At 55.0% G+C, this 26,098-nt stretch carries 23 protein-coding genes; 1 reads left to right on the plus strand and 22 read right to left on the minus strand.

Annotation, left to right across the window (positions count from 1 at the left end; all coding sequences use genetic code 11):
- Positions 1-469 precede the first annotated feature (469 nt).
- The 12 genes from spoVM to coaBC all read right to left on the minus strand — a co-directional run bounded on the left by spoVM (position 470) and on the right by coaBC (position 13,371).
- The gene (spoVM, locus tag WFK81_RS09815; protein WP_010345573.1) at positions 470-550 is read right to left on the minus strand and encodes a stage V sporulation protein SpoVM; all 81 of its coding nucleotides are present in this window, start codon (positions 548-550) and stop codon (positions 470-472) included.
- Between the two features lie 141 nt (positions 551-691).
- Positions 692-982, minus strand: coding sequence for a hypothetical protein (locus WFK81_RS09820; protein ID WP_336786223.1), 291 nt, complete (start codon positions 980-982; stop codon positions 692-694).
- A 5-nt stretch (positions 983-987) separates the two neighbouring features.
- Positions 988-1,632 (minus strand): ribulose-phosphate 3-epimerase, encoded by a 645-nt coding sequence (gene rpe / locus WFK81_RS09825; protein WP_336786224.1) that lies wholly within the window; start codon positions 1,630-1,632, stop codon positions 988-990.
- 5 nt (positions 1,633-1,637) lie between these two features.
- Positions 1,638-2,564: a ribosome small subunit-dependent GTPase A gene (rsgA, locus tag WFK81_RS09830; protein WP_336786225.1), complete on the minus strand. Its 927-nt coding sequence runs from the start codon at positions 2,562-2,564 to the stop codon at positions 1,638-1,640.
- Complete coding sequence (pknB, locus tag WFK81_RS09835) at positions 2,551-4,770, minus strand: Stk1 family PASTA domain-containing Ser/Thr kinase (protein WP_336786226.1); 2,220 nt, start codon at positions 4,768-4,770, stop codon at positions 2,551-2,553. The genes rsgA and pknB overlap by 14 nt, the downstream gene beginning before the upstream one ends.
- Positions 4,767-5,537 carry a Stp1/IreP family PP2C-type Ser/Thr phosphatase gene (locus WFK81_RS09840; protein WP_336786227.1) on the minus strand — a complete coding sequence of 257 codons (771 nt, stop codon included), beginning with the start codon at positions 5,535-5,537 and terminating at the stop codon, positions 4,767-4,769. Before WFK81_RS09840 ends, pknB begins: the two co-directional genes overlap by 4 nt.
- Before the next feature lie 6 nt (positions 5,538-5,543).
- The gene (gene rlmN, locus WFK81_RS09845) at positions 5,544-6,590 is read right to left on the minus strand and encodes a 23S rRNA (adenine(2503)-C(2))-methyltransferase RlmN (protein WP_132306060.1); all 1,047 of its coding nucleotides are present in this window, start codon (positions 6,588-6,590) and stop codon (positions 5,544-5,546) included.
- A gap of 98 nt (positions 6,591-6,688) precedes the next feature.
- Entirely contained in the window at positions 6,689-8,167 is a 1,479-nt protein-coding gene (rsmB, locus tag WFK81_RS09850; RefSeq protein WP_336786228.1) for a 16S rRNA (cytosine(967)-C(5))-methyltransferase RsmB, read from the minus strand.
- A complete protein-coding gene (gene fmt, locus WFK81_RS09855) occupies positions 8,164-9,114 on the minus strand; it encodes a methionyl-tRNA formyltransferase (protein WP_336786229.1) in 951 nt (316 codons plus the stop codon). The genes rsmB and fmt overlap by 4 nt, the downstream gene beginning before the upstream one ends.
- 4 nt (positions 9,115-9,118) lie before the next feature.
- The gene (gene def / locus WFK81_RS09860) at positions 9,119-9,604 is read right to left on the minus strand and encodes a peptide deformylase (RefSeq protein ID WP_127493429.1); all 486 of its coding nucleotides are present in this window, start codon (positions 9,602-9,604) and stop codon (positions 9,119-9,121) included.
- A gap of 33 nt (positions 9,605-9,637) precedes the next feature.
- Complete coding sequence (gene priA / locus WFK81_RS09865) at positions 9,638-12,139, minus strand: primosomal protein N' (RefSeq protein WP_336786230.1); 2,502 nt, start codon at positions 12,137-12,139, stop codon at positions 9,638-9,640.
- Positions 12,136-13,371, minus strand: a complete 1,236-nt coding sequence (gene coaBC, locus WFK81_RS09870; protein ID WP_336786231.1) for a bifunctional phosphopantothenoylcysteine decarboxylase/phosphopantothenate--cysteine ligase CoaBC — start codon at positions 13,369-13,371, stop codon at positions 12,136-12,138. Before coaBC ends, priA begins: the two co-directional genes overlap by 4 nt.
- 206 nt (positions 13,372-13,577) lie before the next feature.
- Here coaBC and WFK81_RS09875 point away from each other — a divergent pair, with 206 nt between their 5' ends.
- The gene (locus WFK81_RS09875; protein ID WP_336786232.1) at positions 13,578-14,486 is read left to right on the plus strand and encodes a DnaJ domain-containing protein; all 909 of its coding nucleotides are present in this window, start codon (positions 13,578-13,580) and stop codon (positions 14,484-14,486) included.
- A gap of 375 nt (positions 14,487-14,861) precedes the next feature.
- Here the strand turns inward: WFK81_RS09875 and WFK81_RS09880 are convergent, their stop codons facing one another.
- The 10 genes from WFK81_RS09880 to WFK81_RS09925 all read right to left on the minus strand — a co-directional run bounded on the left by WFK81_RS09880 (position 14,862) and on the right by WFK81_RS09925 (position 25,994).
- Entirely contained in the window at positions 14,862-15,602 is a 741-nt protein-coding gene (locus WFK81_RS09880) for a LutC/YkgG family protein (protein WP_336786233.1), read from the minus strand.
- Positions 15,595-17,109, minus strand: a complete 1,515-nt coding sequence (locus tag WFK81_RS09885; RefSeq protein ID WP_336786234.1) for a LutB/LldF family L-lactate oxidation iron-sulfur protein — start codon at positions 17,107-17,109, stop codon at positions 15,595-15,597. Before WFK81_RS09885 ends, WFK81_RS09880 begins: the two co-directional genes overlap by 8 nt.
- On the minus strand, positions 17,106-17,834 hold the full coding sequence (locus tag WFK81_RS09890; protein ID WP_336786235.1) for a (Fe-S)-binding protein: 729 nt from the start codon (positions 17,832-17,834) through the stop codon (positions 17,106-17,108). Before WFK81_RS09890 ends, WFK81_RS09885 begins: the two co-directional genes overlap by 4 nt.
- Positions 17,835-17,862: 28 nt before the next feature.
- Complete coding sequence (locus WFK81_RS09895) at positions 17,863-18,621, minus strand: DeoR/GlpR family DNA-binding transcription regulator (RefSeq protein WP_336786236.1); 759 nt, start codon at positions 18,619-18,621, stop codon at positions 17,863-17,865.
- A gap of 301 nt (positions 18,622-18,922) precedes the next feature.
- Positions 18,923-19,135 carry a DNA-directed RNA polymerase subunit omega gene (gene rpoZ, locus WFK81_RS09900; RefSeq protein ID WP_127493448.1) on the minus strand — a complete coding sequence of 71 codons (213 nt, stop codon included), beginning with the start codon at positions 19,133-19,135 and terminating at the stop codon, positions 18,923-18,925.
- Positions 19,136-19,152: 17 nt separating this feature from the next.
- Positions 19,153-19,770 carry a guanylate kinase gene (gmk, locus tag WFK81_RS09905; RefSeq protein ID WP_336786463.1) on the minus strand — a complete coding sequence of 206 codons (618 nt, stop codon included), beginning with the start codon at positions 19,768-19,770 and terminating at the stop codon, positions 19,153-19,155.
- 13 nt (positions 19,771-19,783) lie between these two features.
- Entirely contained in the window at positions 19,784-20,044 is a 261-nt protein-coding gene (gene remA / locus WFK81_RS09910; RefSeq protein WP_005548256.1) for an extracellular matrix/biofilm regulator RemA, read from the minus strand.
- A 315-nt stretch (positions 20,045-20,359) separates the two neighbouring features.
- Positions 20,360-22,258 (minus strand): bifunctional homocysteine S-methyltransferase/methylenetetrahydrofolate reductase, encoded by a 1,899-nt coding sequence (locus tag WFK81_RS09915; protein WP_336786237.1) that lies wholly within the window; start codon positions 22,256-22,258, stop codon positions 20,360-20,362.
- Positions 22,259-22,270: 12 nt separating this feature from the next.
- Positions 22,271-23,104, minus strand: coding sequence for a diaminopimelate epimerase (gene dapF, locus WFK81_RS09920; protein ID WP_336786238.1), 834 nt, complete (start codon positions 23,102-23,104; stop codon positions 22,271-22,273).
- A 115-nt stretch (positions 23,105-23,219) separates the two neighbouring features.
- Positions 23,220-25,994 (minus strand): calcium-translocating P-type ATPase, SERCA-type, encoded by a 2,775-nt coding sequence (locus tag WFK81_RS09925; protein ID WP_336786239.1) that lies wholly within the window; start codon positions 25,992-25,994, stop codon positions 23,220-23,222.
- Positions 25,995-26,098 lie beyond the last annotated feature (104 nt).

Raw genomic sequence — 26,098 nt, forward strand, 5'->3', positions numbered from 1 at the left:
CAAACGGCTGACGCCGTCAATCTGGCGGCGCAGCGAACGTTTCGCTATGAAATATAAGCGTCGTATACTTGTTTATACTTTCTTATATTTAGACAAAAAGCACCTGAGCTCAGGTGCTTTTTCTTTGTTCATTTCTCCGGAATCGACCGCCCTCTGACAACGGAAATGGTGGAGCCGTTTCACTCTCCGGATCGGAACGCCTCCCGCCGCCTCTAAAATGGCGGGACCGTTCTGCCTTGAATTCTAAGGATTATAAGTTAACCTTTATAATCTCGCTTAGAATTCTACGGATCGGAACGCGTTTTGCTGCATATGGACAGCAAAACCGTTCCGCCTTGAATTCTAAGGATTATAAGTTTACCTTTATAATCTTGCTTAGAATTCTACGGATCGGAACGCGTTTTGCTGCGTATGGACAGCAAAACCGTTCCGCCTTGCCCACGATCGTTCGTTAAGCCGTGCATCGGACCTAGTTTTTTTGGAAGGTATTCAATATTGCTTTTACGAATCCGCCCAGAAATTTCGGCAGTTTGATCGTGTAAAATTTCATGCCCATCCCTCCTCAGACACGCTCATCGAAATTGGATGTGTACCAATAATAAACGCAAAAATGGCTACACGAACCTTCGTTCATGTAACCATCCTATGCGATGCTAAGCTGTCCTATTCCAAAGCGCCAGCTAGTATTCTATTAGCCCGCGGGCATCGGATTATCCCGCATATAGACCACGATTGCGATCACCAGGGCCGTAGCAAAATAAACGATTATTGCGGAAACGATAAAGGAAATCCGCGGCCCCCAGGTAGAGAAGCGCTTAAAGCATTTAATGGCGATATACAAAGCCACTAGGGAGCAGACATACTTAATAGGCGAGCTGATGGCCGTAAAAAGCCCCAGCAGAAGGCCTGCTGTTATCGCGTAAAAAGCGATCCAGAACAATTTCTTCCAAATGCTATCCTCTAACTCGAAATCTTCCTCCACACTCGTTACCGAAGCGCGGCAATCGCGGCCGCGCGATCCCTTTCCCCGAATACGGCATTGCCTGCAACAAGCACATTCGCACCGGCTTCTACAACCTGCTTGGCAGTAACGCTGTTAATACCGCCGTCCACTTGCACATGAACATGGCTGAGGCCGCGTTCGTTAAGCATTTTTCGCAGCTGGCGAAGTTTATTGAGCGACTCCTCGATAAAGGCTTGTCCGCCAAAACCAGGGTTAACCGTCATAATGAGAATCAGATCAACGTCCCCCAGAACATGTTCCAGAACCGACAACGGCGTGCTTGGATTAAGCGCAACGCCGGCAGGCAGGCCCAGATCCTTGATCTGCTGGATCGTGCGGTGCAGGTGTACCGTCGCTTCGGCATGAACCGTAATCCGGTCCGCTCCGGCGGCTGCATAGCTCGGAATCGACAGCTCCGGACGTTCGATCATCAGATGCACGTCAAATGGAAGCTTTGTAGCCGGACGTACGGCCGCGATAACCGGAGGACCGAAGGTTAAGTTCGGTACAAAATGCCCGTCCATAACATCGACATGAATCCAATCCGCTCCGGCTTCTTCAGCTGCTTTAATCTCGTCTCCAAGCCGGGCGAAATCCGCCGACAGGATCGATGGTGCGATAATTGCCATATGGTTTAGTACCTCCGCTTTCTCTCTTTCATTTCCGTCATAAACGTCAAATAGTTCTGATGGCGGCTAGGCGCAATCGTGCCCTCCTCCACCGCCTTCAGTACCGCGCAGCCCGGCTCATGCACATGGGTGCAGGCCCGGAATTTGCAGTCCGGCGCAAGCTGGCGCATCTCGCGGAAGCAGTACCCCAGATCCTCGATGCCAAGCTCCGTGAAATCAAGCTGGCTGAAGCCCGGCGTATCCGCCACGTAACCGCCGCCTATCTCGACGAGTTCCACGTGGCGCGTTGTATGCTTGCCCCGGCCAAGTCTGTTGCTGATCTCGTTGGTCTCGAGAGCAAGGCCCGGTACGAGAGCGTTAAGAAGCGAGGATTTGCCCACGCCCGATTGACCCGCAAAGACGGCTACATGCCCTTTAAGGCGGCCATGCAGCTCCTCAACGCCTACGCCTTGGCGCGAGCTTGTGCCGTATACTTCATAGCCTATAGCCGTGTATATCCGGTTCACTGCCGCAGCGGCGGCTATGGCTTCTTCCGTCTCCTCGCCGTCCTGCTCCAAGTCCTGCTTGCTTAAGCAGAGCACCGCTTCAATACCCGAATGCTCGATGTGCACAAGGAATTTGTCAAGCAGCTGCAAATTCAAGGTAGGCTCCGTCACGGAGAAGACAAGGATAGCCAGGTCTACGTTAGCGACAGGCGGCCGGATCAACTCGGAAGAGCGGGGCAGGAGTTCCTCTACCGTGCCCTCGCCGTTCTCCGTTAAACTGTACACCACGTCATCGCCGACTAGCGGCGTTAACCCTCTCTTCTTGAATACGCCGCGAGCACGGCATTGCACCGTTTGCTCCGGCGATTCCGCTTCATGCGGCAATACGTAATAATAACCGCTGAGCGCCTTGACGATTCTTCCCTTGGCTTCACTAGTGCTGCTCATCTGAAGTGCCTCCGTTGTCGTTGCTATCTGTCGGATCCGCGTTTGCCGGCTGATCCGGGTTTTCGGTTTTCTCTGCCGGATCGGTGCTGGTCGCCGTGTCTGTGTTATTACCGTTATTACCGTTATTGCCGTTGCCGGACCCCGGTATCGTGAGCGAAGAGGATTTCGAGCCTTGGGCCAGCTCCTCGTAAGTAATCGTGCGAGTATCCACAAATTGACCGTCCCGGTACACCGTCACTCTGGCTTCCGTATTAGGGGCCAGAATAACCTGGATAGGGAAGGACTGGGTATTTTGAATCTGTCGTTTGCCCCACTCGATATCTTGACCGGTAGCATCGGAATATACAATCCGGATTTCGCTTGTTTTCCCCGCTTCGGCAGGCGATATCGTAACGTTAAACGTATGGGTCTTCGCTTCCTTCGGCGGACCGGAGCTTACGCGGATCGTAACTTTTGATCCTTTAGGCACCGGATCGTTAGGCTTAAACTGATCCTGATCAATGACAAGTCCTTTGCTTTGCGAGTAGCTCGGCTCTTCCAGAATGTCGTCATCTTGCAATACCAGTCCGTTCGACTTCACGATATCCTTCGCTTCGGCAACCGTATGACCGATCAGATTCGGCATTGGAATCGTTTCGCGGCCTTTGCTCACCATAAATTTGACGGTCGCCGTCTTTGGATCAAATTCCGAGCCAAACTCCGGCGTCTGACTTATGATCGTTCCCGGATCCTGATCGCTGAATACTTCCTCCGAAGAAATCTGCTTAACAGGTACGCCGAGCGAGGTCAAATCGTCTTTGGCCTCCTGCAGCTGCTTGCCCTTATAGTCGGCTATTTTCTCCAGCACAGCGCCGTCGCTGACGGACAGCTGAATCCAAGAGCCTTTCTTCACCCGCATATTGGCCTTGTCCTGCGCAAAGACCTCACCGGCAGGCACATCGCCCATAAACTCATGAATAACGGGCTCCTTGACCCTAAGTCCTTTTTCCTCAATCATAGACCGAGCTACGTCCTCCTGCTTGCCAACTACAAAAGGCACGTCCACTTCCGGCACGTCAAGCTTGTTCAATAGAGCAAAGAAGCCCCATATAATCAAGCCTAAAATGACCAAAGTTACCGCTACGATCGTGGTTGGGCGCTTCCAGCCTTTAGGCTTTCCGCTGCCTTTCTCGTCTTTCCATTCCGTTTCCGGCTGACTTGATGCAGCCGCTGCCTTATTCGCCCGTTCAAGGAGAGGAGACGCTTCGACAGGCGGAACAGGCGTTAACTCGTACTGCGGTTCGTACTGCGGCACGGAGGTGAGCATATCGCCCCGTATCGCTGGCATCACCCGAGTCTCGTCGAGATCGCTGCCGCTTGTGAACGTCGCCTTCGGCTCGCCCAAGCGGCTTGGCTTAAGGCAAGTGTCCAGGTCGTGAAGCATTTCGCGGGCAGACTGATAGCGTTCATTCGGGTTTTTGCGCATCGCGCGCAAAATGACGTTTTCGACGCTCTGCGGGATATGAGGATTCACCTTCCTAGGCTCCTCGAACTCCTCCTGCAAATGCTTGAGCGCAACGCTGATCGGGCTTTCTCCGAAGAACGGAAGCTTCCCCGTCAGCATCTGGTAGAGCACAATGCCAAGGGAGTACAGGTCTGACTTCTCCCCCGTACTAATCCCTTTGGCATGCTCGGGCGAGAAATAGTGAACCGAGCCGACAACCGAGCCGGTCTGCGTAATCGTAGAGGAAGTTACGGCACGCGCAATTCCGAAGTCCGTTACCTTCACTCTTCCGTTCTTGCCGATCAAGATGTTATGAGGCTTAATATCGCGATGAATAATATGATTCTGATGGGCGTGCTCCAACGCATCGCAAATCTGCGCGGCAATCCTCACCGCTTCGTCGGCCTGCAGCGGCGCACGCTCATGAATGATTTCGTTAAGATTATGACCTTCGATATATTCCATTACGATGTAGTGGGTATCCTCTTCCTGCCCTACATCGTAAATGCTGACGACATTCGGATGAGACAGCGAGGCAGCCGACTGCGCTTCCCTGCGGAATCTCCGAATAAATTCTTCGTCATGGACGAATTGCTGTCTCAGAATCTTTACTGCGACATTACGGTTTAGCAGAATATCGTGCGCCTTATAGACAAGCGCCATGCCGCCTCCGCCAATTTTCGTTAAAATTTCATAGCGACCACCTAATTGATGTCCGATCACCCGTTGTCACCTCCTCGATAAGCAGCGCTTTCCTCCTGAAGCAGCACGACCGTAACATTGTCGTCTCCTCCGGCTTGCAGCGCCAATTGAATGAGGCGATCCGCTTTATCATCCAATCCCAGCCCTTCCTCACGAACCGTCTGCAGCATCTCATCGTCGCTGACCATATTGGTCAGACCGTCGCTGCACAGCAGCAGAACATCGTTATCGGACAAGGCTGCGGTATAAATATCTACCTCAACTTGCGCGTCCGTACCAACAGCACGCGTAATAACATTGCGGCGCGGGTGGTGCGCCGCTTCCTCCAGGCTGATCTGGCCGGATTTGACCAGTTCGTTGACGAGGGTATGATCCTCCGTCAGTTGCGCAATTCCATCTGCGGTAATAAGATAGGCGCGGCTGTCCCCGATATGCCCGATAATCAATTGCTGTTCCTTGTACAAGGCAGCAACGATTGTCGTTCCCATATTGTAGTACTGCTCGTTGCGCGATGCCATATCGTAGACGACGTCATTAGCCATAACGAGCGCCTGGCGAATCAGCATTTTCCCCTCTTGCATCGATAAATCCGCCTTCGACGCGCTCTTCTCGAGCATGTCTCTGAACGTATTAACCGCCAGCTGGCTCGCTACATCCCCCGCTTGATGACCGCCCATTCCGTCGGCGACAATCGCTAAAGTAATGCCGTTATCCAGCTGTCCTACCCACGAACGATCTTCGTTAATATGACGAATTCGTCCGACATCGCTTCGGTTTGCCGTAATCAACCGTGATCACCTCGTCGTGGACTCCATATGTTTCGCCCTCAATTGGCCGCATGCAGCCGCAATATCATGGCCTTGCTCCCTGCGGATCGTGCAATTGATTTTGTTCTTTTCCAGAATGCGCTGGAATTCGAAAATGTCATTGCGCGGCGTGCGTACATAGTTCCGCTCCGGCACGTGGTTAACCGGGATCAGGTTGACATGGCACAACATGCCTTGAAGCACGTCGGCAAGCTCCTGCGCATGCTCGGCCTGGTCGTTAACGCCCCCGATCAAGGCGTACTCAAACGTGATGCGGCGGCCGGTCTTCGCAATATGGTTGCGGCAGGCTGCCATTACATCCTCAAACGGGAAGCGGCGGTTAACCGGCATCAGCTTGGATCTGAGCTTGTCATTAGGCGCATGGATCGAGATAGCCAGATTGATCTGCGTATTCTCTTCCGTGAATTTATACATGCTTGGTACGATACCGCTTGTCGAAACGGTGATATGGCGCTGGCCGATATTCAGACCCTTCTCATGGATCATAATACGCAGGAAGGTCATCGTGGCGTCATAATTCTCGAATGGTTCGCCGGAACCCATAATAACGATGCTTGATACGCGTTCTCCGGTGGCATCCAGCATCTGCTGGGCCGTTACCACTTGCGCGACAATCTCGCCCGCGGTCAGATTGCGTTTCAGACCGCCAAGCGTCGAGGCGCAGAAGGTGCAGCCGATCCGGCACCCTACCTGCGTCGTTACGCAGATGCTGTTGCCGTAATCATGGCGCATGATAACGGTCTCGATCGCATGGTTGTCATGCAGGCCAAACAGGAATTTGACCGTGCCGTCCTTCGACTCGAATCTTGTAATCTCCGACAGCGTGACGAACTGGAAGGACTCTTCCAGCTTCTCGCGAAGCGGCTTCGGCAGATTGGACATCTCTTCAAAGCTCTTCACGCGCTTAACGTACAGCCAATCGAACAGCTGTCCGCCGCGGAAAGCCGGCTCGCCGTTCTCTTTCATCCAGTCTTGAAGCTGGTCGAGGTTATAGTCATAAATTATTGGTTTCATCTTCTTATTATCACACCTGACTCTGAAATAGCGCGCCCGCAATGCCGGCGCTGATGATTTATTTTACCACAAACGCCCATGCCGAGCCACAAGGGGCCCTACGGGCGTCTGCGAAGACGGGCAATAAAGAAACCGTCGCTGCCGTAGTGATGCGGAAGCAGCTGCGCTTGTCCGTCAAAGGAGCTGTCGACAATGCCTTTCTCGCGCAGCGGCTCCAGAGCCTCTTCCGGCCATTCCGCGTCAAGCCGGAATTCGGGATGCTCCTTCAGGAATGCCGCTACTTGCTCTTCATTCTCGGTGCTCTCAATCGTACAGGTACTGTACACCAGCGTTCCGCCAGGCTTAACCAGCCCTGCCACGGCCCCGAGCAGCCTCCGCTGAATCGCCGCAATCTCGGCGACGTCTCCGGCTGTTTTCGTCCACTTGATTTCCGGTTTGCGGCGAATAACCCCAAAGCCCGAGCATGGCGCATCCAGCAGCACCGCATCCATCGAAGCCGGAGCAAACCGCTCGCCGAGCTTGCCGGCGTCCTCCGTAATCGCCTCGATATTTTGAAGGCCTAGACGTACCGCCTGATCGACAATAAGCTGGCGTTTATGCGGATGAAGGTCGTTGGCATAGACCTTGCCTTTGCCGCTCATCAGCTCCGCCATATGGGTTGTTTTCCCGCCCGGCGCCGCGCAGCAATCCAGCACCTGCATGCCTGCTTGAGGCGCTACGACCTCGGCGACCAGCATGGAGCTCTCATCCTGCATGGTCCAGAGGCCTTCGCGGAAGCCTTCCGTATCGGCGAGGTTGCCGCCGCGGCGCACCACGATACCGGCAGGCGCAAGCTCTGATGCTTCAGCATCGCTTCCCTGTTCGGTCAGCAGGCCCAGCACTTCGTTACGGGAAGCGCGGAGAGGATTGACGCGAACGCTGGCATGCGGCGGCTCATTGCCCGAAGCGCAGATGGCTTCAGCCGTTTCCGCGCCGTAGGCTTTGACCCAGCGTTCAACCAGCCACTCCGGATAAGAATGTCTGACGGAAATTTGCACGACAGGATTCTTGTCCACGATGGCGTCAACCGTCAGTTCCGCACGGTTCCGGTCAATGCTGCGAAGAATGCCGTTCACCATGCCTGAAATTCCTTGATGTCCTCTGCGCTTTGCAATGGTTACCGCCTCGTTCACCGCAGCATGGGCCGGAATACGGTCAAGATACAGCAATTGGTAGGCGCTCATGCGCAATAGCTGATGCACCCAAGGCTCCAGCTTGCGAAGCCCTTTGGCCGCAAATTTGCCAAGCCAATGATCCAGCGTCAGCTGGCGCTGAATCGTTCCGTATACCAGCTCGGTTACAAGAGCAGCGTCCGCGCGCTGCAGCTGTGCTTCCTGCAGGACGCGGTTCAGCTGCAGGTTGCTGTACGCGCCGGTCTCCGCCACCTTCACCAGCGTGTCAAGGGCAAGTTCGCGCGGCGTGCGTACGCGTGCCGGGCGCTGTTCCTTGCCCCCCGCCTGTTGTCCGGGTCCGCGGCCCTTGCTTTTTCCGCCTGGCTTCCGCTTTGGATGCGATTGTAAAGATTCCCGTTCGCTCATGCCTCGTCACCGCCAAATACGGCGCCGGAAGACAGCCGTGCGCCCGGCAGCCAGTCCGCAATCGTCATAACCCGCTTGCCTGCGGGCTGAACTTCAAGCAGGCGAAGCAGCCCCGCGCCGGTTTGTACGTCAATCCCGGAGGTGCTTGCCGCAACTACGGTACCCGGAGCGGCGGATCCGTTACCGGCCTCGCCATTAGGCTTTGCGCATGCCCATACTTTAAACACTTCGCCGTTCAGGTATGTAAAAGCGCCAGCCATCGGAGATAATCCGCGCACCTGGTTGTAAATGCTGCGCGCCGGCTTGCTCCAGTCGATCCGCTCGTCCTCGCGCGTTAAGTTTGGCGCATACGTAGCCAGCTCGTTGTCCTGGGGCTCTGCCTTCAATTCGCCTGCAATTAAGGCAGGAAGCGTGCGTCCCAGCAATTCTGCGCCGGCTGCGCTCAGCTTCTCGAACAACGTACCCGATGTATCCTCGTCCGTGATCGGAACTTCAACCTTGCTGATCATATCGCCGGTATCGAGACCTTCCGCCATATACATAATCGTTACGCCGGTTACCGTCTCGCCGTTAATAATCGAGCGCTGGATCGGAGCACCGCCGCGGTAGCGCGGCAGCAGCGAGCCATGCACGTTAATGCAGCCAAGCGGCGGGATGTCGAGCAGCGCCTTCGGCAAAATTTGCCCGTAAGCGGCCGTAACAATCAGATCCGGCTGAAGCTCGGCAATAGCCGCAACCGCTTCGGGGCTCCGCATCCGCTCCGGCTGAAGAACCGGCAGGCCAAGCGCAAGAGCCGCTTCCTTCAGAGGAGGCGGCGTCAGTACGCGTTTGCGTCCTTTCGGGCGGTCCGGCTGCGACACGGCAGCGACTACGTCGTAGCCCTGCTCGATCAGAAGCCGCAGTGAAGGAACGGCGAATTCCGGCGTTCCCATAAATACGATACGCATTCCTTTACTCGCCGCCTTTTCTTTGTCTTGCCGTAATGTCATATACATTCTGCGCAATATCCGTAAACAGAATGCCATTCAGATGATCGATTTCATGCTGGAAAGCAACCGCAAGGAAGCCGCTTGCCTCTACCGTAAACGGATTGCCTTCCCCGTCCTGCCCGTTTACGACGATACGCTCGTAACGCTTTACGTCTCCGTTCAGGTTTGGGATGCTTAGGCAGCCTTCCGGACCAACCTGCTCGCCTTCTTTTTCCACGATAACGGGGTTAACCATCGAGATCAGACCCGTCTCGTCGCCGATATCCACAACAATAACGCGCTTCGAGATGCCGATCTGCGGAGCCGCAAGCCCTACGCCGTCCGCGTCATACATGGTTTCTGCCATATCCTTCAGAAGCTTTTGAAGATTGGAATTGAATTTCGTTACTTCCTTTGCCGTCTCCCGGAGCACCGGATCGGGTTCTTTCACAATAATACGAATGGCCATGGCCGTTACCTTCCTTTACAATCGTAATCTATTTTATAAAATGACTTGTGGGTCGACATCGATGCTGAACTGCACCTGCTTTGCCGGCGAGCCCTCCACAAAAGGCGCCATCGCATGCCTCAGCAGCGCGGGTACGTCGATGTTTCCACGATATTTTATCACACATTGAAAACGGTAGCGATCTTTCATTCTGGAAATGGGCGAAGCGACGGGCCCAAGAATATCCATCGCCCTCGGCAGACCGCCTTCAAGCGGGCCAAGAACACCCTCTTCCCCCGCTAATCCCCTAAGCCGCTCGGCAAACTGTTCGCTAACCGAAGACAACAGAGGCAGCTGTTCATGCGACATCGTCACCAGCACCAGCCGGCAAAAAGGCGGATAGCCCATCACGCTCCGGTGCTTCAGTTCTTCCCTCACAAATGCGGCATAATCATGATGCTGGGCGGTAAGGATGGCGTAATGCTCGGGAGAATAGGTCTGGATAACAACCTCTCCCGGCAGATGATGGCGCCCGGCGCGTCCGGCTACCTGCGTCAGCAGCTGGAACGTCCGCTCCGCCGACCGGAAGTCAGGCAGATTGAGCGACGTATCCGCGGCTATTACGCCAACCAGCGTAACGTACGGAAAATCGAGCCCCTTCGCGACCATCTGCGTGCCCAGCAGCACATCCGCTTTCCGCTCGCCGAATTGCTTCAGCAGCTTCTCGTGGGCATGCTTCTCGGAGGTTGTATCCACATCCATCCGGATCACCCGGATCCCCGGAAACAGCTTCGCCAGCTCTTCCTCCACCCGCTGCGTCCCCGTCCCGAAGTAGCGGATATGCTCGCTGCCGCAGGAAGGGCATTCCTTCGGCGCCAGCTCGGCATGACCGCAATAATGGCAGCGAAGCGCCCGCGATTTCTGATGGTAGGTGAGCGAAATGTCGCAATGAGGGCAAGCAGCCGTATACCCGCAGGAGCGGCACATCACAAACGTCGAATAGCCCCGCCGGTTAAGCAGCAGCACCGACTGCTCGCCGCGTTCCAGCCTCTCGGCCAGCGCGGCATGCAGCTTCCGGCTGAACATCGACCGGTTGCCGTCCTGCAGCTCGCCGCGCATGTCAATGACTTGAACCGGCGGCATCGGACGGCTGCCGACCCGCTCCGGCATGGGCAGCAGCGCGGATTCTTTACCGGGCGCAGGAGGGCGGCTGGCGGCGGCGAAGGATTCCAGCGACGGCGTCGCGGAGCCAAGCACAACCGCGGCCCCATGCTGCCTTGCGCGCCTTACCGCGACATCCCGGGCATGGTATTTCGGGCTTTCCTCCTGCTTGTAGGAGGATTCATGCTCTTCATCAATAATAATAAGCCCAATCCGTTCGAAAGGTGCAAAGATCGCCGAACGCGCACCAATAGCGACCTGTACGCGGCGGCTCCGGATTTTGCGCCACTCGTCGTAACGCTCGCCGTTCGACAGCCGGCTATGCAGCACGGCGACGGCTTCGCCGAAGCGTCCTTTGAACCGCTCCACCATTTGCGGCGTAAGCGAAATTTCCGGCACCAGCACAATCGCCTGCTTGCCTAATTCCAGACAATGCTGAATCGACTGCATATAGACCTCGGTCTTGCCGCTTCCCGTAACGCCGTGAAGCAGCAACACCTGCGGCTCGCCTCGGCTTACCGTGCCGGCAATCCGCTCATACACGTCCTGCTGTCCGGGCATAAGCGGCAGCGGCTGCGTCCGCTGGAAATCCCGGCCTGCGTACGGATCCCGTTCCTGCTCGACCTCATGAAGACCAAGCAAACCCTTGTCCGCAAGCGCCCGAACGCTGGCGGGCGAACCGCCTGCTTCCGCCAGCAGCGCCTGCAGCGGCATCGCCTCGCCGCGCTCCAGCATAAAGGCGAGCAGCTCCCGCTGCTTCCCTGCACGGGCCGGAAAGTTCTCCAGCGCTTCGCGCGCCGCAGCTTCGTCATCAGGCGGAAACACGGTCAGTACCTTGCGGATCGCCAGACGGTCGCGGATCGAAGTCTGCTCGTGAAGCAGCCCTTCGCGGAGCGCTTCCTTTATCGCCGCAGAATGGTCCGGATACCGCTGCTGAAGCGTCTCCAGCTTAAGCTGCTTCTGCCTGCCGATCCACGTCAGCATCTCCTCCGGCAGCAGCGCCGTCAGACCATAGTCCTCCGCCGAATAATCCGGATCATCGTTCAGGCTGATATACCGCTCCGCTTTCCCTTTCAGCGCGGCCGGAATCATAGCCTGAAGCGCTGTCGTCCAAGAACAGCAATATTTGTCGCTCATCCATTTGGCCAGCTCGATCAGATCGGGCAGCAGCGGCGGAACCGGATCAAGCAGCTCGGATACGGCCTTAAGCTTCATCGGATCCACATCCGCGGTCTCCGCAAGCTCAATAACGAACCCCTGCAGCGTCCTTGGGCCAAAAGGAACGCCTACCCGGCTGCCGACCTCAATCCAGCTCTCCATGCCGGCGGGCACTTTATAATCAAACGGCCGGTCCGTCTGGCGGCTCGGCACGTCTACGATCACTTTGGCAATCATTCTTGGCCCCGACCTCCGTTACGGGCGGCTACCTCCGTAAGGCGCTGGGCCGCAATCGTCAGAATGCGCTGAGCGGTCTCGCGCTTGGACAGCAGCGGCATCGCCTCAATTAATCCGCTTGGTCCGTACAGCTGTACGATATTCGTATCCCCGTTAAAGCCGGCGCCTTCCAGGCTGACATCGTTGCCGACGATCAGATCGGCATTTTTGCGCTTAAGCTTGTCCATGGCATACTTCTCCAACTGCTCCGTCTCCGCCGCAAAACCGATTAAGAGCTGATGGCTCTTCCGCTCGCCTAGCGTCTGCAATATATCCGTCGTTTTCTCGAGTTCCAGCGTTAAGGTATCGCCGGACTTCTTAATCTTCCGGCCATGTCTGGTCACCGGGCGGTAATCCGCTACCGCGGCCGATTTCACCACAATATCCGATTCGTCGAACCGTTCCAGCACGGCATCAAGCATTTGCTGCGCCGATTCTACCCGTACAACCTTTACGCCGGCCGGCGGATCAACGGATGTTCTGCCCGCGATAACCGTAACCTCGGCCCCCATCACCTTGGCGGCCTCCGCGATGGCAAAGCCCATTTTGCCGGAAGAATCATTCGTCAAATAACGGACCGGATCCAGACGCTCCATCGTGCCTCCCGCCGTTACCAGCACGCGCTTGCCCGCAAGCGCTCCATGCTCCTTCGCATTCAGCAGGGAATAAACCGCAATAACAATATCCTCCGGCTCCGCAAGTCGGCCTTTGGCTACGTAACCGCAAGCCAGCTGCCCCGTTCCCGGCTCGACGAACATCACGCCGCGGGATGCCAGGAGCTCCAGGTTGCGGACGACCGCCGGATGCTCGTACATATGCACGTTCATGGCCGGAGCCATCAATATCGGACTTGTTGCTGCGAGCAAGGTTGTGCTCAGCATGTCGTCGGCCAGGCCGTTTGCCGCTTTTCCAATAATATTCGCGGTTGCGGGCGCAATTACGACCAAATCGGCGCGATCCGCCAAATCAATGTGAGTAACGACCGAAGGGTCCTTCTCGTCAAACGTATCGATGTGCACCGGATGGCGGGACAAGGTCTGCAGCGTCAGCGGCGTAATAAACTTAGTTGCCGACTCCGTCATAATGACGTGAACCTCGGCCCCTGCCTGCACAAGCTTGCTGCAGAGCGCCGCGCCTTTATAGGCCGCAATGCCGCCGGTAATGCCTAGTACTATCGTTTTTCCTCTCAACATCCTGTTTCCCCCGATTTATGCTGTTAATCTATGTATTGACCGTTTAAGTGAGACCCATTCGCGCTTTTTCCTATCATACCATAGGTCATCCCAATTTGTAGCCTGCCCCGTTCCCAGATGGAGGAATGGAAATCTTCTATTCAAATCCGTATACTAGAGAGTAGCTATTATTTTTTTCTAATCCTAACAGAGGTGAGAGCAACTCCATGGACGAACTGAAACGAGCTTACGAAACGATGGGTCTTCCTGAAAACGCTTCGAAAGAAGAGGTCGATAAGCGTTATACCACCTTGATGCGACAAGCTCGGGCGAGACAAAGAGAGAACCCGGACGGAACCGACCAGGCTGACTTTGAGGAAGTAAATCGCGCCTACCGGTTTATCCTAGACGAGGACAACCGGAAAGCCAATGAGGCATTCAATCAGCAGGAATACGGCAAGTACAAAAAAATGGCCGGCTCCGCGGAAAAAGTAGACCATTTCTGGCGCTACTACAAGTTCCACGTGCTTGGCGGCATCATTGCCCTCATTCTTGTTATCGTTGGCATTAACAGCTATCTGGACCACCGGGCTGAGCAGGAGCGTCTCGCCAAGCTTCCGCCGGTAGACCTGTCCATCATGTTCCTTGGCGAATACTACATGAGCGACAGTACGGGCAAGCAGACCAAAGAAGCAGATATCGAAGAAGCGCTTCTTAAGCAGTTCCCGGAATTCAAGCGTTTTAAAGTCAACTTCACGTATGCGCCGCTGGATGCGAAGGATCAAATGGACATTGCTTCCCAGCAAAAAGCCATGGTCGTACTCGCGACGGAACGCCCGGACATCTACATTACGGATACGGCCGCGTTTAATTGGGTTGGCCCGCAAGGCGCGTTCATGAATTTGGACTCGCAGACGGCTATCACCAAGCTGCTTAAGCCGGAGGACAGCTTTAAGCAAAAGACGGAAGAGGATCCAACCGAGCATACGTATGGCGTAAAAATTTCCGGCAGCCCAATCATCGGCAATATTCCGATGCAAGCCAAAGACAATTATATCGCCAGCGTTCGCGAAGGTTCCAAAAACACCGAAAAAGCGCTTCAGTTCATCGAAAAATTCCTCGAGACCAAAAAGTAGGATAAGTAAAAAAGAAGGAGCAAGCTCCCAAGGGGTGCTTGCTCCTTTTATGTTTGAAGAAACCGGTTGACCAGATTTGCCCAGAAAAGCCCGTATGCTCATCAGACCGGACGCCATTAGCGCCGCGTCAAGCATACGGGCATTCCTCATGCTACTGCTCCAAAAAGGCTAACGAAACTACGTATCGTTATTTCGCCGAATTTTGGGGCTTTCGTATTCTAGCGAAACTACAGATCGCTATTCGCTGCTTTTTCTCCTCATTTGACCTCGAATAAGCCAAATAGCGTTACTACGTTTCGTTAGAATTCCGAATGCGGTTGTTTTTCGGCAAATAAGGATACTACGTTTCGTTAGAGGGGCGAGTCAACTCGCGTACTAACCAATCAGGAGAGCATAGACGACGCCGGGTCCGTGAACGCCAATCGTCAGGTCATTCTCGATATCGGCCGAACGGCTTGGACCGGAAATAAAGTGAATCCCGGCCGGCAGCTGCTCGCGTCCCGCTTCATCGAAATCGATCAAGATCTCGCCTAGCCGCGTCTTCAAGCGCTCAAGCGGGATCAAAACAAACAATACGGTCGGCAGCAAGCTTACCGAGCGGCCTTTATCCTTCGAGGACAACACGGTTACGGAGCCGGTATACGCGGCTGCATAGTCAGCCATTACAATACCGAAGTCCGATTCCGCCGCGCGCGCTCTCCAGTTCTCCTCCGCCTCGCTGTTCCATACGCGGACTTCCGCCCCGGACGCGGCAAGCGTCTCCTCGAGGCCAAGCCCGTTTAACTCCGGCTGATTTTGCCGGATGACGTATTTGGCGCCAAGCGCTTCCGCCTTCTCCGCGATAAACCGCTTAGCCGCCTCCATGTCGGCAACCCGCTCCACATGCCCGCCGGCTGCCTTGAAGTTCGCCTCGAACCGGTCCACCCGTTCCTCAAGCGGCCATTCGAACGCTTGCCAGAAATCCGGCGCGCCCCGGAACGGATGCTCCGGCGCCGAAGTCAACCGGGAACGTCCCAGCTTCTGGGCGATCCCGTTCATGAACGCCTCCTGCTTCCGCTTCGACTCTTCCGCCAGCTGCTTCAGCCATTCCTCATGGGAATCCGCCTGCTTAGCCATGACTGTTGCCTCCCTTGCTGTCTCTTCCTTGCACAATGGCTTCCATCCTGCTGCGCACGTCGGGAGCAAGCTCCTTCAATTCATGGCGCAGCTCCTGCTCTAGCGTCCCCCATTGGTCGCGGAACGACTTCTTCGGCAGGCTAGGCGTTACCCGGTACGTATTCCAGCCTTTAAGCGGTCCAAGCTTAAGACGAATGCCGCCATCCCGCACAACCAGCTTCTGCCCGAGCTTCCCAAGCTTTACAAGGCCGGCATAACGCTTCGAGCTGCCCATGACGGCGGCAAACCCCTTCATCCCGATCGACTCCGCCGCATTGCCATGCCCTTGCTCCTGCTTGCGCCGGCGCAAATAAATCAGCATCTCGTGAAGCGGAATTTTGACCGGACAAGCTTCGTAGCAGGCGCCGCACAAGCTTGATGCGTTAGCGATATCATCCCACTCCGCTACGTTTTTCTGCAGGGCAGGGGTCAGCACGGCTCCAATAGGACCGCTATAAGTACCGCCGTATGCATGCCCGCCGATGTGACGGTATACCGGACAAGCGTTTAGACAAGCGCCGCAGCGGATACAGTTCAGGAGCTCCTGGAACTCCGGGTCGCCCAGCTGCAAGGATCGTCCGTTATCGACGATAATAATATGCATCTCATCCGGTCCGTCCGCGTCAACTTCGCGTCTTGGACCGGTAATGCCGGACATGTAAACCGTCAGCTTCTGCCCTGTCGCCGATCGCGGCAGCAGAGTAGCCATAACCTCCAGATCCGCCCAGGACGGAATAATCCGTTCCATCCCCATCAGCGTTATCTGCGTCTTCGGAACGGTTGTAACCATCCGCGCGTTTCCTTCGTTCTCGAAAAGCACCATCGAGCCGGTCTCGGCAATCGCGAAATTGCAGCCGGTCATCCCGATATCCGCCTCCAGAAACTTTTCCCGGAGCTTCTTGCGCACAAATCCCGCAAGGATGGACGTATCCGGAGCAAGCGTCTCGCCGGCTTCCCGGGACAGAAGATCAGCCACCTGATAACGGTTCTTGTGAATAGCCGGGATAATAATATGGGAAGGCGTCTCGCCGGCCAGCTGAATGATATACTCGCCAAGATCCGTTTCAATGGCTTCAACGCCAATGGACTCAAGCTCATGATTCAAATGCAGCTCTTCCGTAACCATCGACTTTGATTTTACAACCGACTTCGCCTGCTTGCGCTGCGCAATCTCGAGAGACAGCTTTACCGCTTCTGCTGACGTCTCGGCAAAATGCACGTGCACGCCGTTCGCGCGCGCCTGATCCGCAAACATATTCAAATAGTAATCCAAATGAGCGATCGTATGAAGGCGGATTTGCCGTCCGCGCTCCCGCCAGTCATCCCAATTGCCATGCTCGGCGGAAGCCTGCTTTTTGCCGTTCCGAAGCCGTTCGGTCGTGAACTTGACCGCTTTGCGCAGAAACTCGTCGTTCAATGCCAATTCCGCGCGTTCTTTTACCGTTGAAGCTGTACCAGCCGTACTCATGCCTGCTTCACCCCTTCATACAAGAGCTCTGCCAAATGCATCACCTTTACCGGCTGATTGCGGTACTGCAGGTTGCCGGCAATATTCATCAGACAAGCCAGATCTAGCCCAACCAGCACCTCGGCTTCTGACTCCAGCACATGGTCCACCTTCTCGGTTACCATCGCGCCGGAAATATCGGCCATCTTCACCGCAAACGTGCCGCCAAAGCCGCAGCAGTCCTCCGCGAACGGAAGCGGAACAAGCTCAAGCCCCCGCACATGGCGCATAAGCTCCATCGGCTCCTCTTTAATGCCAAGCAGCCTGCTGCCATGACAGGAAGGATGGTACGTCACTTTATGCGGGAATACCGCGCCAACGTCTTTTACGCCAAGCACTTGAACAAGAAATTGCGTAAATTCGTAGGATTTGCTTTGGAGCTTCAAAGCCCGCTTATACATAACCGGATCCGCTTCAAACAGCTTGGGATAATGATGAATCATGCCCGTACAGGAGCCGGAAGGCGAGATCACGAAGTCGGAGTCTTCGAATGCATCGAGGATCGTCTTTGCGCTCTCCCGCGCTTCCTTCCAATAACCGCTGTTGAAGGCGGGTTGGCCGCAGCAGGTTTGTACCGTTGGAAAATGCAGCTGAATTCCGTACTTGGCCAGCAGTCTGACCATCGCCTCTCCCACTCGGGGATATATCGTGTCGCTAAGACAGGTGATAAATAATGAAACCTTCACCACGTCACCTCACAAACGTATCGATTCGTTAAACCATCGTAACCGGTATTGAACGCTCGGATAGCCCGAATGCAGCATCCTGGGAAAGCCGGCGGTCCGTAATAATGGCGTCAACCTCCGCCAGTTCGCCTACATGGGTAAACGCCTGAACGCCGAACTTGCTGGAATCCGCAAGCAGGATGACCTGCTCCGCAATGCCGAGCATCTTATGTTTAATGCGTGCCTGGAGTTCATTCGATTCGCTGATTCCGCGCTCCAGATGCACGCCCTTGCAGGATAAAAACAGCTTGTTTACATGATAGGTTTCGAGCGACCGTTCCGCGAGCGGCCCTACGTAAGACAAGGAACGCGAGGCCAGTATACCGCCGGTCGAGATCACTTCGATCTTCTCCTTATTGCTTAAGGCGACGGCAACTTTAATCGAATTGGTCAAAACAGTGAGCGGAATATCCGGCAGGATCGATGCCATATACCATGCCGTTGAGCTGGCGTCCAGCAAAATCCGGTCATTCGGCTTGATCAGCTTGACCGCTTCTTCCGCAATACGTCGTTTCTCGTCTGCATGCATAATTTCCCGTTCCGCTACCGGAGTCTCCGGCTGCGTATCCTTCACGCTGACCGCGCCGCCATGGGAGCGGCGAAGCCGCCCCGCCTGTTCCAGGCGGTCCAGATCCCGGCGGATCGTCTCCTCCGTGACCTGACAAAGCTCGCTCAGCTCCGATACCCGGATGCTGCCCCGCTCATTCACCAATCGAACTATCGTTTCGTACCGTTCCGCAACCAGCATAGCCTACCTCTTTCTCTTTCTTCTCAATTTTTCCATACCTATCGATATTTTAAGGCCAAGCTATTGATTATACAACGAAGGATAAGAACCAGAAGGACATGATGCAGGATTAACAGGAATCCCATAACTTGCGAGCCATTTTGTTTTCCCTCCGATTAGATTTGTTTTTGTTTGTTTATATGTTAACATGTTTGTTTATTTTTGAAAACTGTTATTTCAAACAAAAACGGACATGTCCGGAAACGAATAAAACAAAAAAATAGGATGAAGCTGATCAGCTCCATCCTATTTTCCATCAAACCTATTGTTGTTGTTTGTCCGCTGTTTGTTCAACTTGCACGATGTCGTGGAAGATTTCTTCCAGAGCAACACCAACAAATTTGCGGGATTTCGGGTTGCGAAGCTCGGATTTCTCACCGTTACGCAGCATACGCGCGCGTCTCGAAGCCGCAACTACAAGCGAATATTTGCTGTCTACTTTTTTCACCATTTCATCAATCGATGGATACAACATTGTTCTTCACCTCTCGCTCAGACTTTCTCGGTAGCAGCCGGCAGCTCTGCCAAATGGGAATAATACCGGTCTCTGCGGCAATGCTCCGCCACGATAATGCTTTGGATACGATGACATGCGGCATCAATCTCATCGTTAACAACCGCATAATCATAATGACGGATTAAGCTCATTTCTTCAACCGCAACCGACATCCGATTATTGATCGTATCCTGGGTTTCCGTTCCCCTGCCCGTAATGCGGGACTTCAGCTCGTCTAGCGACGGAGGAAGCAGGAAGACAAACACGCCTTCCGGGAACTTCTCTTTCACCTTTAACGCGCCTTGCACTTCAATCTCCAGAATGACGTCCTTGCCGCTGGCAAGCGTACTCTCGACGAAATCGCGCGGAGTGCCGTAGCAGTTGCCCACATACTCGGCATGCTCAAGGAGCGCGTCTTTGGCAATCATCTCCTGGAACTGCTCTCTCGTCTTGAAGAAATAATTAATACCATCGATTTCGCCTTGTCTTGGTTTCCGCGTCGTTGCCGATACGGAATAGACAAGCTCAGGCACCTTTTGGCGCAGAACGGAACATACCGTTCCTTTTCCTACGCCTGAAGGTCCGGACAATACAATCAACAATCCCTTATCCATATGACTCCCCGTGTTATTCGTCGTTATCGTCATCCTTGGTCGACAAGCGATGCGCAACCGTCTCCGGCTGCACCGCCGATAAAATGACATGGTCGCTGTCCGTAATGATGACAGCACGCGTGCGTCTTCCGTAAGTCGCGTCAATCAGCATATGTCTGTCACGTGCTTCTTGAATAATCCGTTTAATCGGTGCCGACTCCGGGCTAACAATTGAAATAATGCGATTGGCCGAAACAATATTGCCGAAGCCGATATTAATAAGTTTAATAGCCAAGTCAGGTTCCCCCTCCGGTCTTCCTCGTGCAACTCCCGTATAAATCATATATTTGTATAAAATGTATTGGACCCTGATGAATTGCTCCACCCTGCCAAATAACGACAGAACCATTGCACTATTGTTGACGAAAAAAGTCCGGAGCATACGTTCCGCGCCGCGTCTCCACGCCTGTTCCCGCTATTCCGGGGACACTGCCTGTCCCTGGAAAGATGCAGCCGGTCAAACAGGCAGCCCGATCCATTGTTATATAGTTTAATGGATTTTGCACAAACGAACAAGAGAAAACAAGAGAAATTGCGAAAACGGACTATTTTATCGTCTTTGCACTCCGGTTTTCGCCCATACGTAGTCCGTCAACTCCACCGCCATTTCGTAGAACATAAACGGTGTCATAAAGTAAATGCCCTTGAAATGACGGACAGCGGCATCAAGCAGCTCCCGGGAGATTCGAACGCCTTCCGCGCGCCCCGCCGCCCCTTCAAGTCCCGCCATCCGCTTCCGTACTTCATCGGATAATTGGATGCCCGGAACCTCGTTGTGCAGGTATTCGGCATTGCGCCCGCTCGCAAGCGGCATAATGCCGATGAACACCGGAACAGGCAAATGCTTTGTCGCTTCCGCGATTTTCTCCATGAGCGCCGGATCATAGACCGGCTGGGTCATGATATAATCCGCGCCGGATGCGATCTTTTTCTCCAGCCGCTGGACGGCCTTGTCCAAATGCTTGACGTTTGGGTTAAACGCCGCTCCAACGACGAAATTGGCCTTCTGCTTAAGCGGCTTGCCCGAGAAGGCGATACCGTCGTTAAGCTGCTTGGTCATTCGGATCATCTCGAAGGAGGTCAGATCGTACACCGAGCTGGAATCGGGCAAATCGCCGAAGCGCGCCGGATCGCCGGTAACCGCCAGCACGTGGTCGATTCCGAGCGCGTCCAGCCCCATCAGATGCGACTGCGTTCCAATCAGGTTGCGGTCCCGGCAGGCAATATGAACGAGCGGACGCAAGCCGATCCGGTCCTTCACCAGCGCGGCGAGCGCCAGGTTGCTCATGCGGGTCACGGCCAGCGAATTGTCCGCCATCGTAATGGCATCCGCTCCGCAGGCTTTAATGGCGGCTGCTCCAGCCATAAATTTCGCGATATCCAGATCGCGCGGAGGATCCAGCTCAACAATAACCGTATGCCTTACTTTTACGGTGTCGACCAGCGATGGTTCCGAAACAATCGGCGTGTCCGCCCGCTCCTCGGAAGCACTCTTCACCACCTCGGCCGTTTCCACCTCTATTACGATAACCTCCGCTTCCGGGAAGTCGGCAGCCGCAACGGCTGCCGCGCCGCTATGCGGGGCATAATCCTTCAAAGCCTTCGCCATCGCCGTAATATGCTCCGGCGTAGTTCCGCAGCATCCGCCAATGATTCGCGCGCCGCGGTCCGCGAATTGAAGAGCGGTCTCGGCAAAATAATCCGGTCCGGCCGAATACTTGTATTTGCCGTCGACATAATCCGGAATACCCGCGTTCGGGAAGATCGACAGCGGCAGCTCTACAGGTCCGCCAATCGAATCCACCGCCCGCATAATTCCGTTTGGGCCGCTCCGGCAGTTGAAACCGACGACATCGGCACCCTCATCCTTCAATATAGTGAAGGCATCCAGCAAGCCGGTGCCGTCCTGCGTGCGTCCGACATCCTCAGCGGCAAATTGGCAAATGACAGGCAGCTGGGTCAGCTTGCGGGCAAGTCCCAGTGCCAGGCGCATTTCGTCAAAATCGTAAAACGTTTCAAACAGAATTCCGTCCACGCCTTCGGCAAGCAAAGCATCCAGTTGACGCTCTAACGCATGGCTCACTTCGGATGTCCGCACATCCTTCAGCTTGCCCGCTCGAATCGAGCCAACGGCGCCAACCACGTAAGCATCCTCGCCGGCCGCGGCTCTCGCAATCCGCACACCGGCACGGTTAATCGCTTCCGTATCCGGCTCCAGGCCGTACTTGGACAGCTTGACCGGATTGGCCGAAAACGTATTGGTCTCGATGACGCGCGCCCCTGCTTCATAGTACCGGCGATGGACGCCTTCAATGACATCCGGACGGGTCATATTCAATTCTTCGTAAGAAACGCCGACAGGGAACCCCATCTGATACAGATAGGTTCCCATCGCGCCGTCCCCGGTCAAGATACGCTGCTTAAGCTTCGTTCTCAAATCGGGCTTCATATTCATTTCTCCCTATTCCCATTCGCCGCGGTATACTTCGGCTGCAGGTCCAGTCATATAAACATGATTATCCGCTTCGTTCCATTCGATCGTCAGGTCTCCGCCTTTGAGCGTTACAACCGCAGTGCGGTCCGTTAAGCCGTTCAGCACGGAGGAGACGACCGTTGCGCATGCGCCGGTACCGCAGGCCAGCGTTGGTCCCGCCCCGCGCTCCCAAACGCGCATTTCCGCATGTTCGCGGGAGGTTACGGTAACGAACTCCACATTGATTTTGCGCGGGAACATCGGATGCGTCTCGAGCTTTGGTCCCCAAGTCGCAAGATCAAAGTTGGCGGCATCCTCCACGTAGATCACGCAGTGCGGGTTGCCCATCGATACGGCCGTGAACCGGAATTCGCGGCCGTCCACTTCAATCGGGTGCTCGATGACGCGTTCTTCGTCAACCGTTGTAGGCACCTGCAGGCCGTTCAGAATCGGCTCGCCCATATCCACGCGAACCTGCTTCACTTTGCCGTCCGCTACTTGCAGTTGAACCGTCTGCGCACCGGCGCCAAGCGTTTCGATCGTTAATTCCTCTTTATCCGTAAGACCGTTGTCGTAAATGTATTTCGCCGCGCAGCGAATCGCGTTGCCGCATTGCTCCGCCTCCGAACCGTCGGAGTTGATGATGCGCATGCGGAAATCCGCCACTTCCGAAGGAAGAATGTATACCAGTCCGTCAGCGCCGATACCGAAAAACCGGTTGCACCGGTTTTTCGCCAGCTCTGCCACGTTATCCGGCAGCTGCCGCTCTCCGGCGATAACGATAAAATCATTCCCCAAACCATGCATTTTTGTAAATTTCATCATGGTGTTCCCCCTTTACTGCAGCCAATGGATAAAATAAGCTATCATTTTTCCTTAGCATACCGCAAAGCAAGGGGAAACGCTATTCATAATTCCGATCATCATTTGTACTTCATTACACGTTTTTGAACGCCATTTTTGCCGGTTTGCTTTTAGGCTTGCTTGTTCCAAGCACGCTGCCGATACCCATCAGGAAGGTTGGAATGCCGGCGGCCACAAAGACCAGGCACCATTCGCGGAAATTGAGCGGCACCGTCTTGAAGATCGGCTGAAGCATCGGAATGTAGAGCACCCCGATCATCAGGATCAAGGACGATAGAACGGCAAGCACCAGGTAACGGTTCTGGAACAGGTTGCGGTGGAAGATGGAACGCGAGCTGCGGCAGTCAAAGACGTGAATGAGCTGGGCCAGTACCAGCGTGGCAAAAGCAACCGTCTGCGCCTTGGTAAGCTGCTCCGCGGCCGTACCCGGAGCAAGCTTGAGCGTAATCCAGAAGGCGCCTAGCGTACATACTCCGATCAAAACGCCGCGGCTGATGATTTTCCATCCAAGCCGTCTTGCAAACACGCTTTCCTTGGCCGAGCGCGGCTTCTGCTGCATCAAATCCTTCTCCGCCTGGTCAACCCCCAGCGCCATTGCCGGCAGACCGTCCGTCACAAGGTTAACCCACAAGATCTGAATCGGTACGAGCGGAAGCGGAAGGCCCGCCATCATCGCCAGGAACATCGTCAGAATCTCGCCAACGTTGGACGCCAGCAGGTAACGGATGAACTTGCGGATGTTCTCATAGATGCTCCGGCCTTCTTCGATGGCCGACACGATCGTCGCAAAGTTGTCGTCGCTTAATACAAGCGCGGATGCTTCCTTGGAGACATCCGTCCCGGTGATGCCCATCGCAATGCCGATATCGGCGGCTTTAATAGCCGGAGCGTCATTAACGCCGTCGCCGGTCATGGCAACGACATGTCCTTTTCTCTGCAGGGATTTGACGATCCGGAGCTTATGCTCCGGCGATACGCGGGCGTAGACATAGACATTGTCGACATGCTTGTCGAGCTGATCGTCCGTCATATTTTCCAGCTGGCTGCCGCTGAGCGCTACGCCTCCGCGCGGCATGATGCCAAGCTGGTGGGCGATCGCTTCGGCGGTTAACTGATGATCGCCCGTTATCATAACCGTCTTGATGCCCGCTCTGCGGCAGGTCGCAATCGCATCGCGCACCTCGCGGCGCGGCGGGTCGATCATGCCGGTGAGGCCCACAAATACAAGCTGGCATTCCACGTCGCTTTCCGTCTCCGTCGGTTCGCCGCTGCGGATATCCCGGTAAGCAAGACCAAGCACGCGCAGAGCGTTTTGGGCCATCTCTTCCGCGGCGTCCGCGCATTTTTTCTTAAGCGTAGCGGTAAAAGGCACAACCTTGCCGTCCCATAACACGTAGCTGCAATGTTCCATCAGCATGTCGGAGGCGCCTTTCGTATACACAACCCGTCCGCCCTGATGCGAGACAAGAACGCTCATCCGCTTCCGTTCGGAATCAAACGGGAATTCCTTTTCCCTCTTATATAAGCCTTCCAGCGATTTTGCGGACATTCCCAGCTTGGCCGACAGTACGGTAAGCGCGCCTTCCGTCGGATCGCCTTTCAGCACCCATTCCTCTTGGGTCTCTTTGCTTTTCCGTTTCTTCGAATCCTGCTGCTCCGCCTGCGTAATGGTCGCGTTATTGCAAAGCGCCGAAATCTGAAGGAGACGCTTCAAGGCAATATCATGCTTCACATCCACCATGGAGCCGTCCTCGAAAGCAGCTCCAACCGGCTCATAACCTTCGCCCGTCACCTGGAGATGCCGTCCGCCCAGCCAAACGTTCGTGACGGTCATTTTGTTTTGCGTCAGCGTGCCGGTCTTGTCGGAGCAGATAACCGAAGTACAGCCTAACGTTTCTACGGAAGGCAGCTTGCGGACAATCGCCTTACGTTTAATCATCCGCTGTACGCCGAGGGCAAGGGCAATCGTAACGATGGCCGGAAGCCCTTCCGGAATAGCCGCTACCGCAAGACTGACTCCGGCAAGGAACATGCCGTAGGCAGGCTGTCCATGCAGAATGCCGGCAACAACAACCATAATCGTAAGTCCGATCGCAACGGCGATTAATATTTTGCCAAGCTGCTCCAGTCTGTGCTGAAGCGGCGTTTCCATCGACTCGGTCTGCTGAATGAGTCCGGCGATTTTCCCCATTTCCGTATCCATGCCGGTCCGGACAACAACTCCTTTGGCTGTTCCTCGGGTAAGCATGGTACCCATAAAGCCCAAATTCCGCTGGTCGCCAAGCGGCAGCTCGTCTTCATGAATCGCGGCGGCATGCTTGCCGACCGGCACCGATTCGCCTGTCAGGGCAGATTCCTCGGCATAGCAGCTATTCGCTTCAACGAGCCGGATATCGGCCGGAATGCGGTCGCCGCTCTCAAGCAGAATAACATCCCCGTTCACCAGCTCTTTGGCTGCAATCATCAGCTGCTGTCCGTCCCGAATAACCTTTGCCGTAGGCGCAGACAGCTCCTTGAGGGCGTTAAGCGACTTCTCCGCACGGAATTCCTGAATGAAGCCGAGTACCGCGTTAATCGCGATAATGGCCACAATCGTCACGGCATCCAAATATTCGCCCAAGAGCCCCGATATGAGAGTAGCGCCCATTAGCACAAGCACCATGAAATCTTTGAATTGATTCAGGAAAAGCACAACCGGGGAAATACGCTCGCCCTCCGCCAGCTCGTTCCGCCCGTTCTTCGACAGCCTGTCTTCTGCTTCCGATGCAGACAGCCCTTGCGCAAGCGAGCTGCCCAGCTTATTCGCCAGTTCGCCCGCTTCCATTTGGTGCCATTTCAATTGTTCCATTGTACGACTCCCTCCCGTATATGCCGAGCGCTCTCGGACAGCCTCTCAAGCCTAAATGTATTCGGACAAACTGCAAAATATCCCACTTAAAAGACTTAAGTTTT

It is taken from the genome of Paenibacillus sp. MMO-177, assembly GCF_037147795.1.
Classification (GTDB): domain Bacteria; phylum Bacillota; class Bacilli; order Paenibacillales; family Paenibacillaceae; genus Pristimantibacillus.

Bases quoted from the DNA above. Each gene is read 5' to 3' on its own strand.
- rsgA (WP_336786225.1), bottom strand. From the start codon at position 2,564: ATGAGCAGCACTAGTGAAGCCAAGGGAAGAATCGTCAAGGCGCTCAGC.
- fmt (WP_336786229.1), bottom strand. From the start codon at position 9,114: ATGCGTATCGTATTTATGGGAACGCCGGAATTCGCCGTTCCTTCACTG.
- gmk (WP_336786463.1), bottom strand. From the start codon at position 19,770: ATGGATAAGGGATTGTTGATTGTATTGTCCGGACCTTCAGGCGTAGGA.
- dapF (WP_336786238.1), bottom strand. From the start codon at position 23,104: ATGAAATTTACAAAAATGCATGGTTTGGGGAATGATTTTATCGTTATC.
- spoVM (WP_010345573.1), bottom strand. From the start codon at position 550: ATGAAATTTTACACGATCAAACTGCCGAAATTTCTGGGCGGATTCGTA.
- rpe (WP_336786224.1), bottom strand. From the start codon at position 1,632: ATGGCAATTATCGCACCATCGATCCTGTCGGCGGATTTCGCCCGGCTT.
- WFK81_RS09880 (WP_336786233.1), bottom strand. From the start codon at position 15,602: ATGGCTAAGCAGGCGGATTCCCATGAGGAATGGCTGAAGCAGCTGGCG.
- def (WP_127493429.1), bottom strand. From the start codon at position 9,604: ATGGCCATTCGTATTATTGTGAAAGAACCCGATCCGGTGCTCCGGGAG.
- priA (WP_336786230.1), bottom strand. From the start codon at position 12,139: ATGATTGCCAAAGTGATCGTAGACGTGCCGAGCCGCCAGACGGACCGG.
- rsmB (WP_336786228.1), bottom strand. From the start codon at position 8,167: ATGAGCGAACGGGAATCTTTACAATCGCATCCAAAGCGGAAGCCAGGC.
- rpoZ (WP_127493448.1), bottom strand. From the start codon at position 19,135: ATGTTGTATCCATCGATTGATGAAATGGTGAAAAAAGTAGACAGCAAA.
- rlmN (WP_132306060.1), bottom strand. From the start codon at position 6,590: ATGAAACCAATAATTTATGACTATAACCTCGACCAGCTTCAAGACTGG.
- WFK81_RS09875 (WP_336786232.1), top strand. From the start codon at position 13,578: ATGGACGAACTGAAACGAGCTTACGAAACGATGGGTCTTCCTGAAAAC.
- coaBC (WP_336786231.1), bottom strand. From the start codon at position 13,371: ATGTTGAGAGGAAAAACGATAGTACTAGGCATTACCGGCGGCATTGCG.
- WFK81_RS09895 (WP_336786236.1), bottom strand. From the start codon at position 18,621: ATGCTGGTTGCGGAACGGTACGAAACGATAGTTCGATTGGTGAATGAG.
- WFK81_RS09885 (WP_336786234.1), bottom strand. From the start codon at position 17,109: ATGAGTACGGCTGGTACAGCTTCAACGGTAAAAGAACGCGCGGAATTG.
- WFK81_RS09915 (WP_336786237.1), bottom strand. From the start codon at position 22,258: ATGAAGCCCGATTTGAGAACGAAGCTTAAGCAGCGTATCTTGACCGGG.
- WFK81_RS09925 (WP_336786239.1), bottom strand. From the start codon at position 25,994: ATGGAACAATTGAAATGGCACCAAATGGAAGCGGGCGAACTGGCGAAT.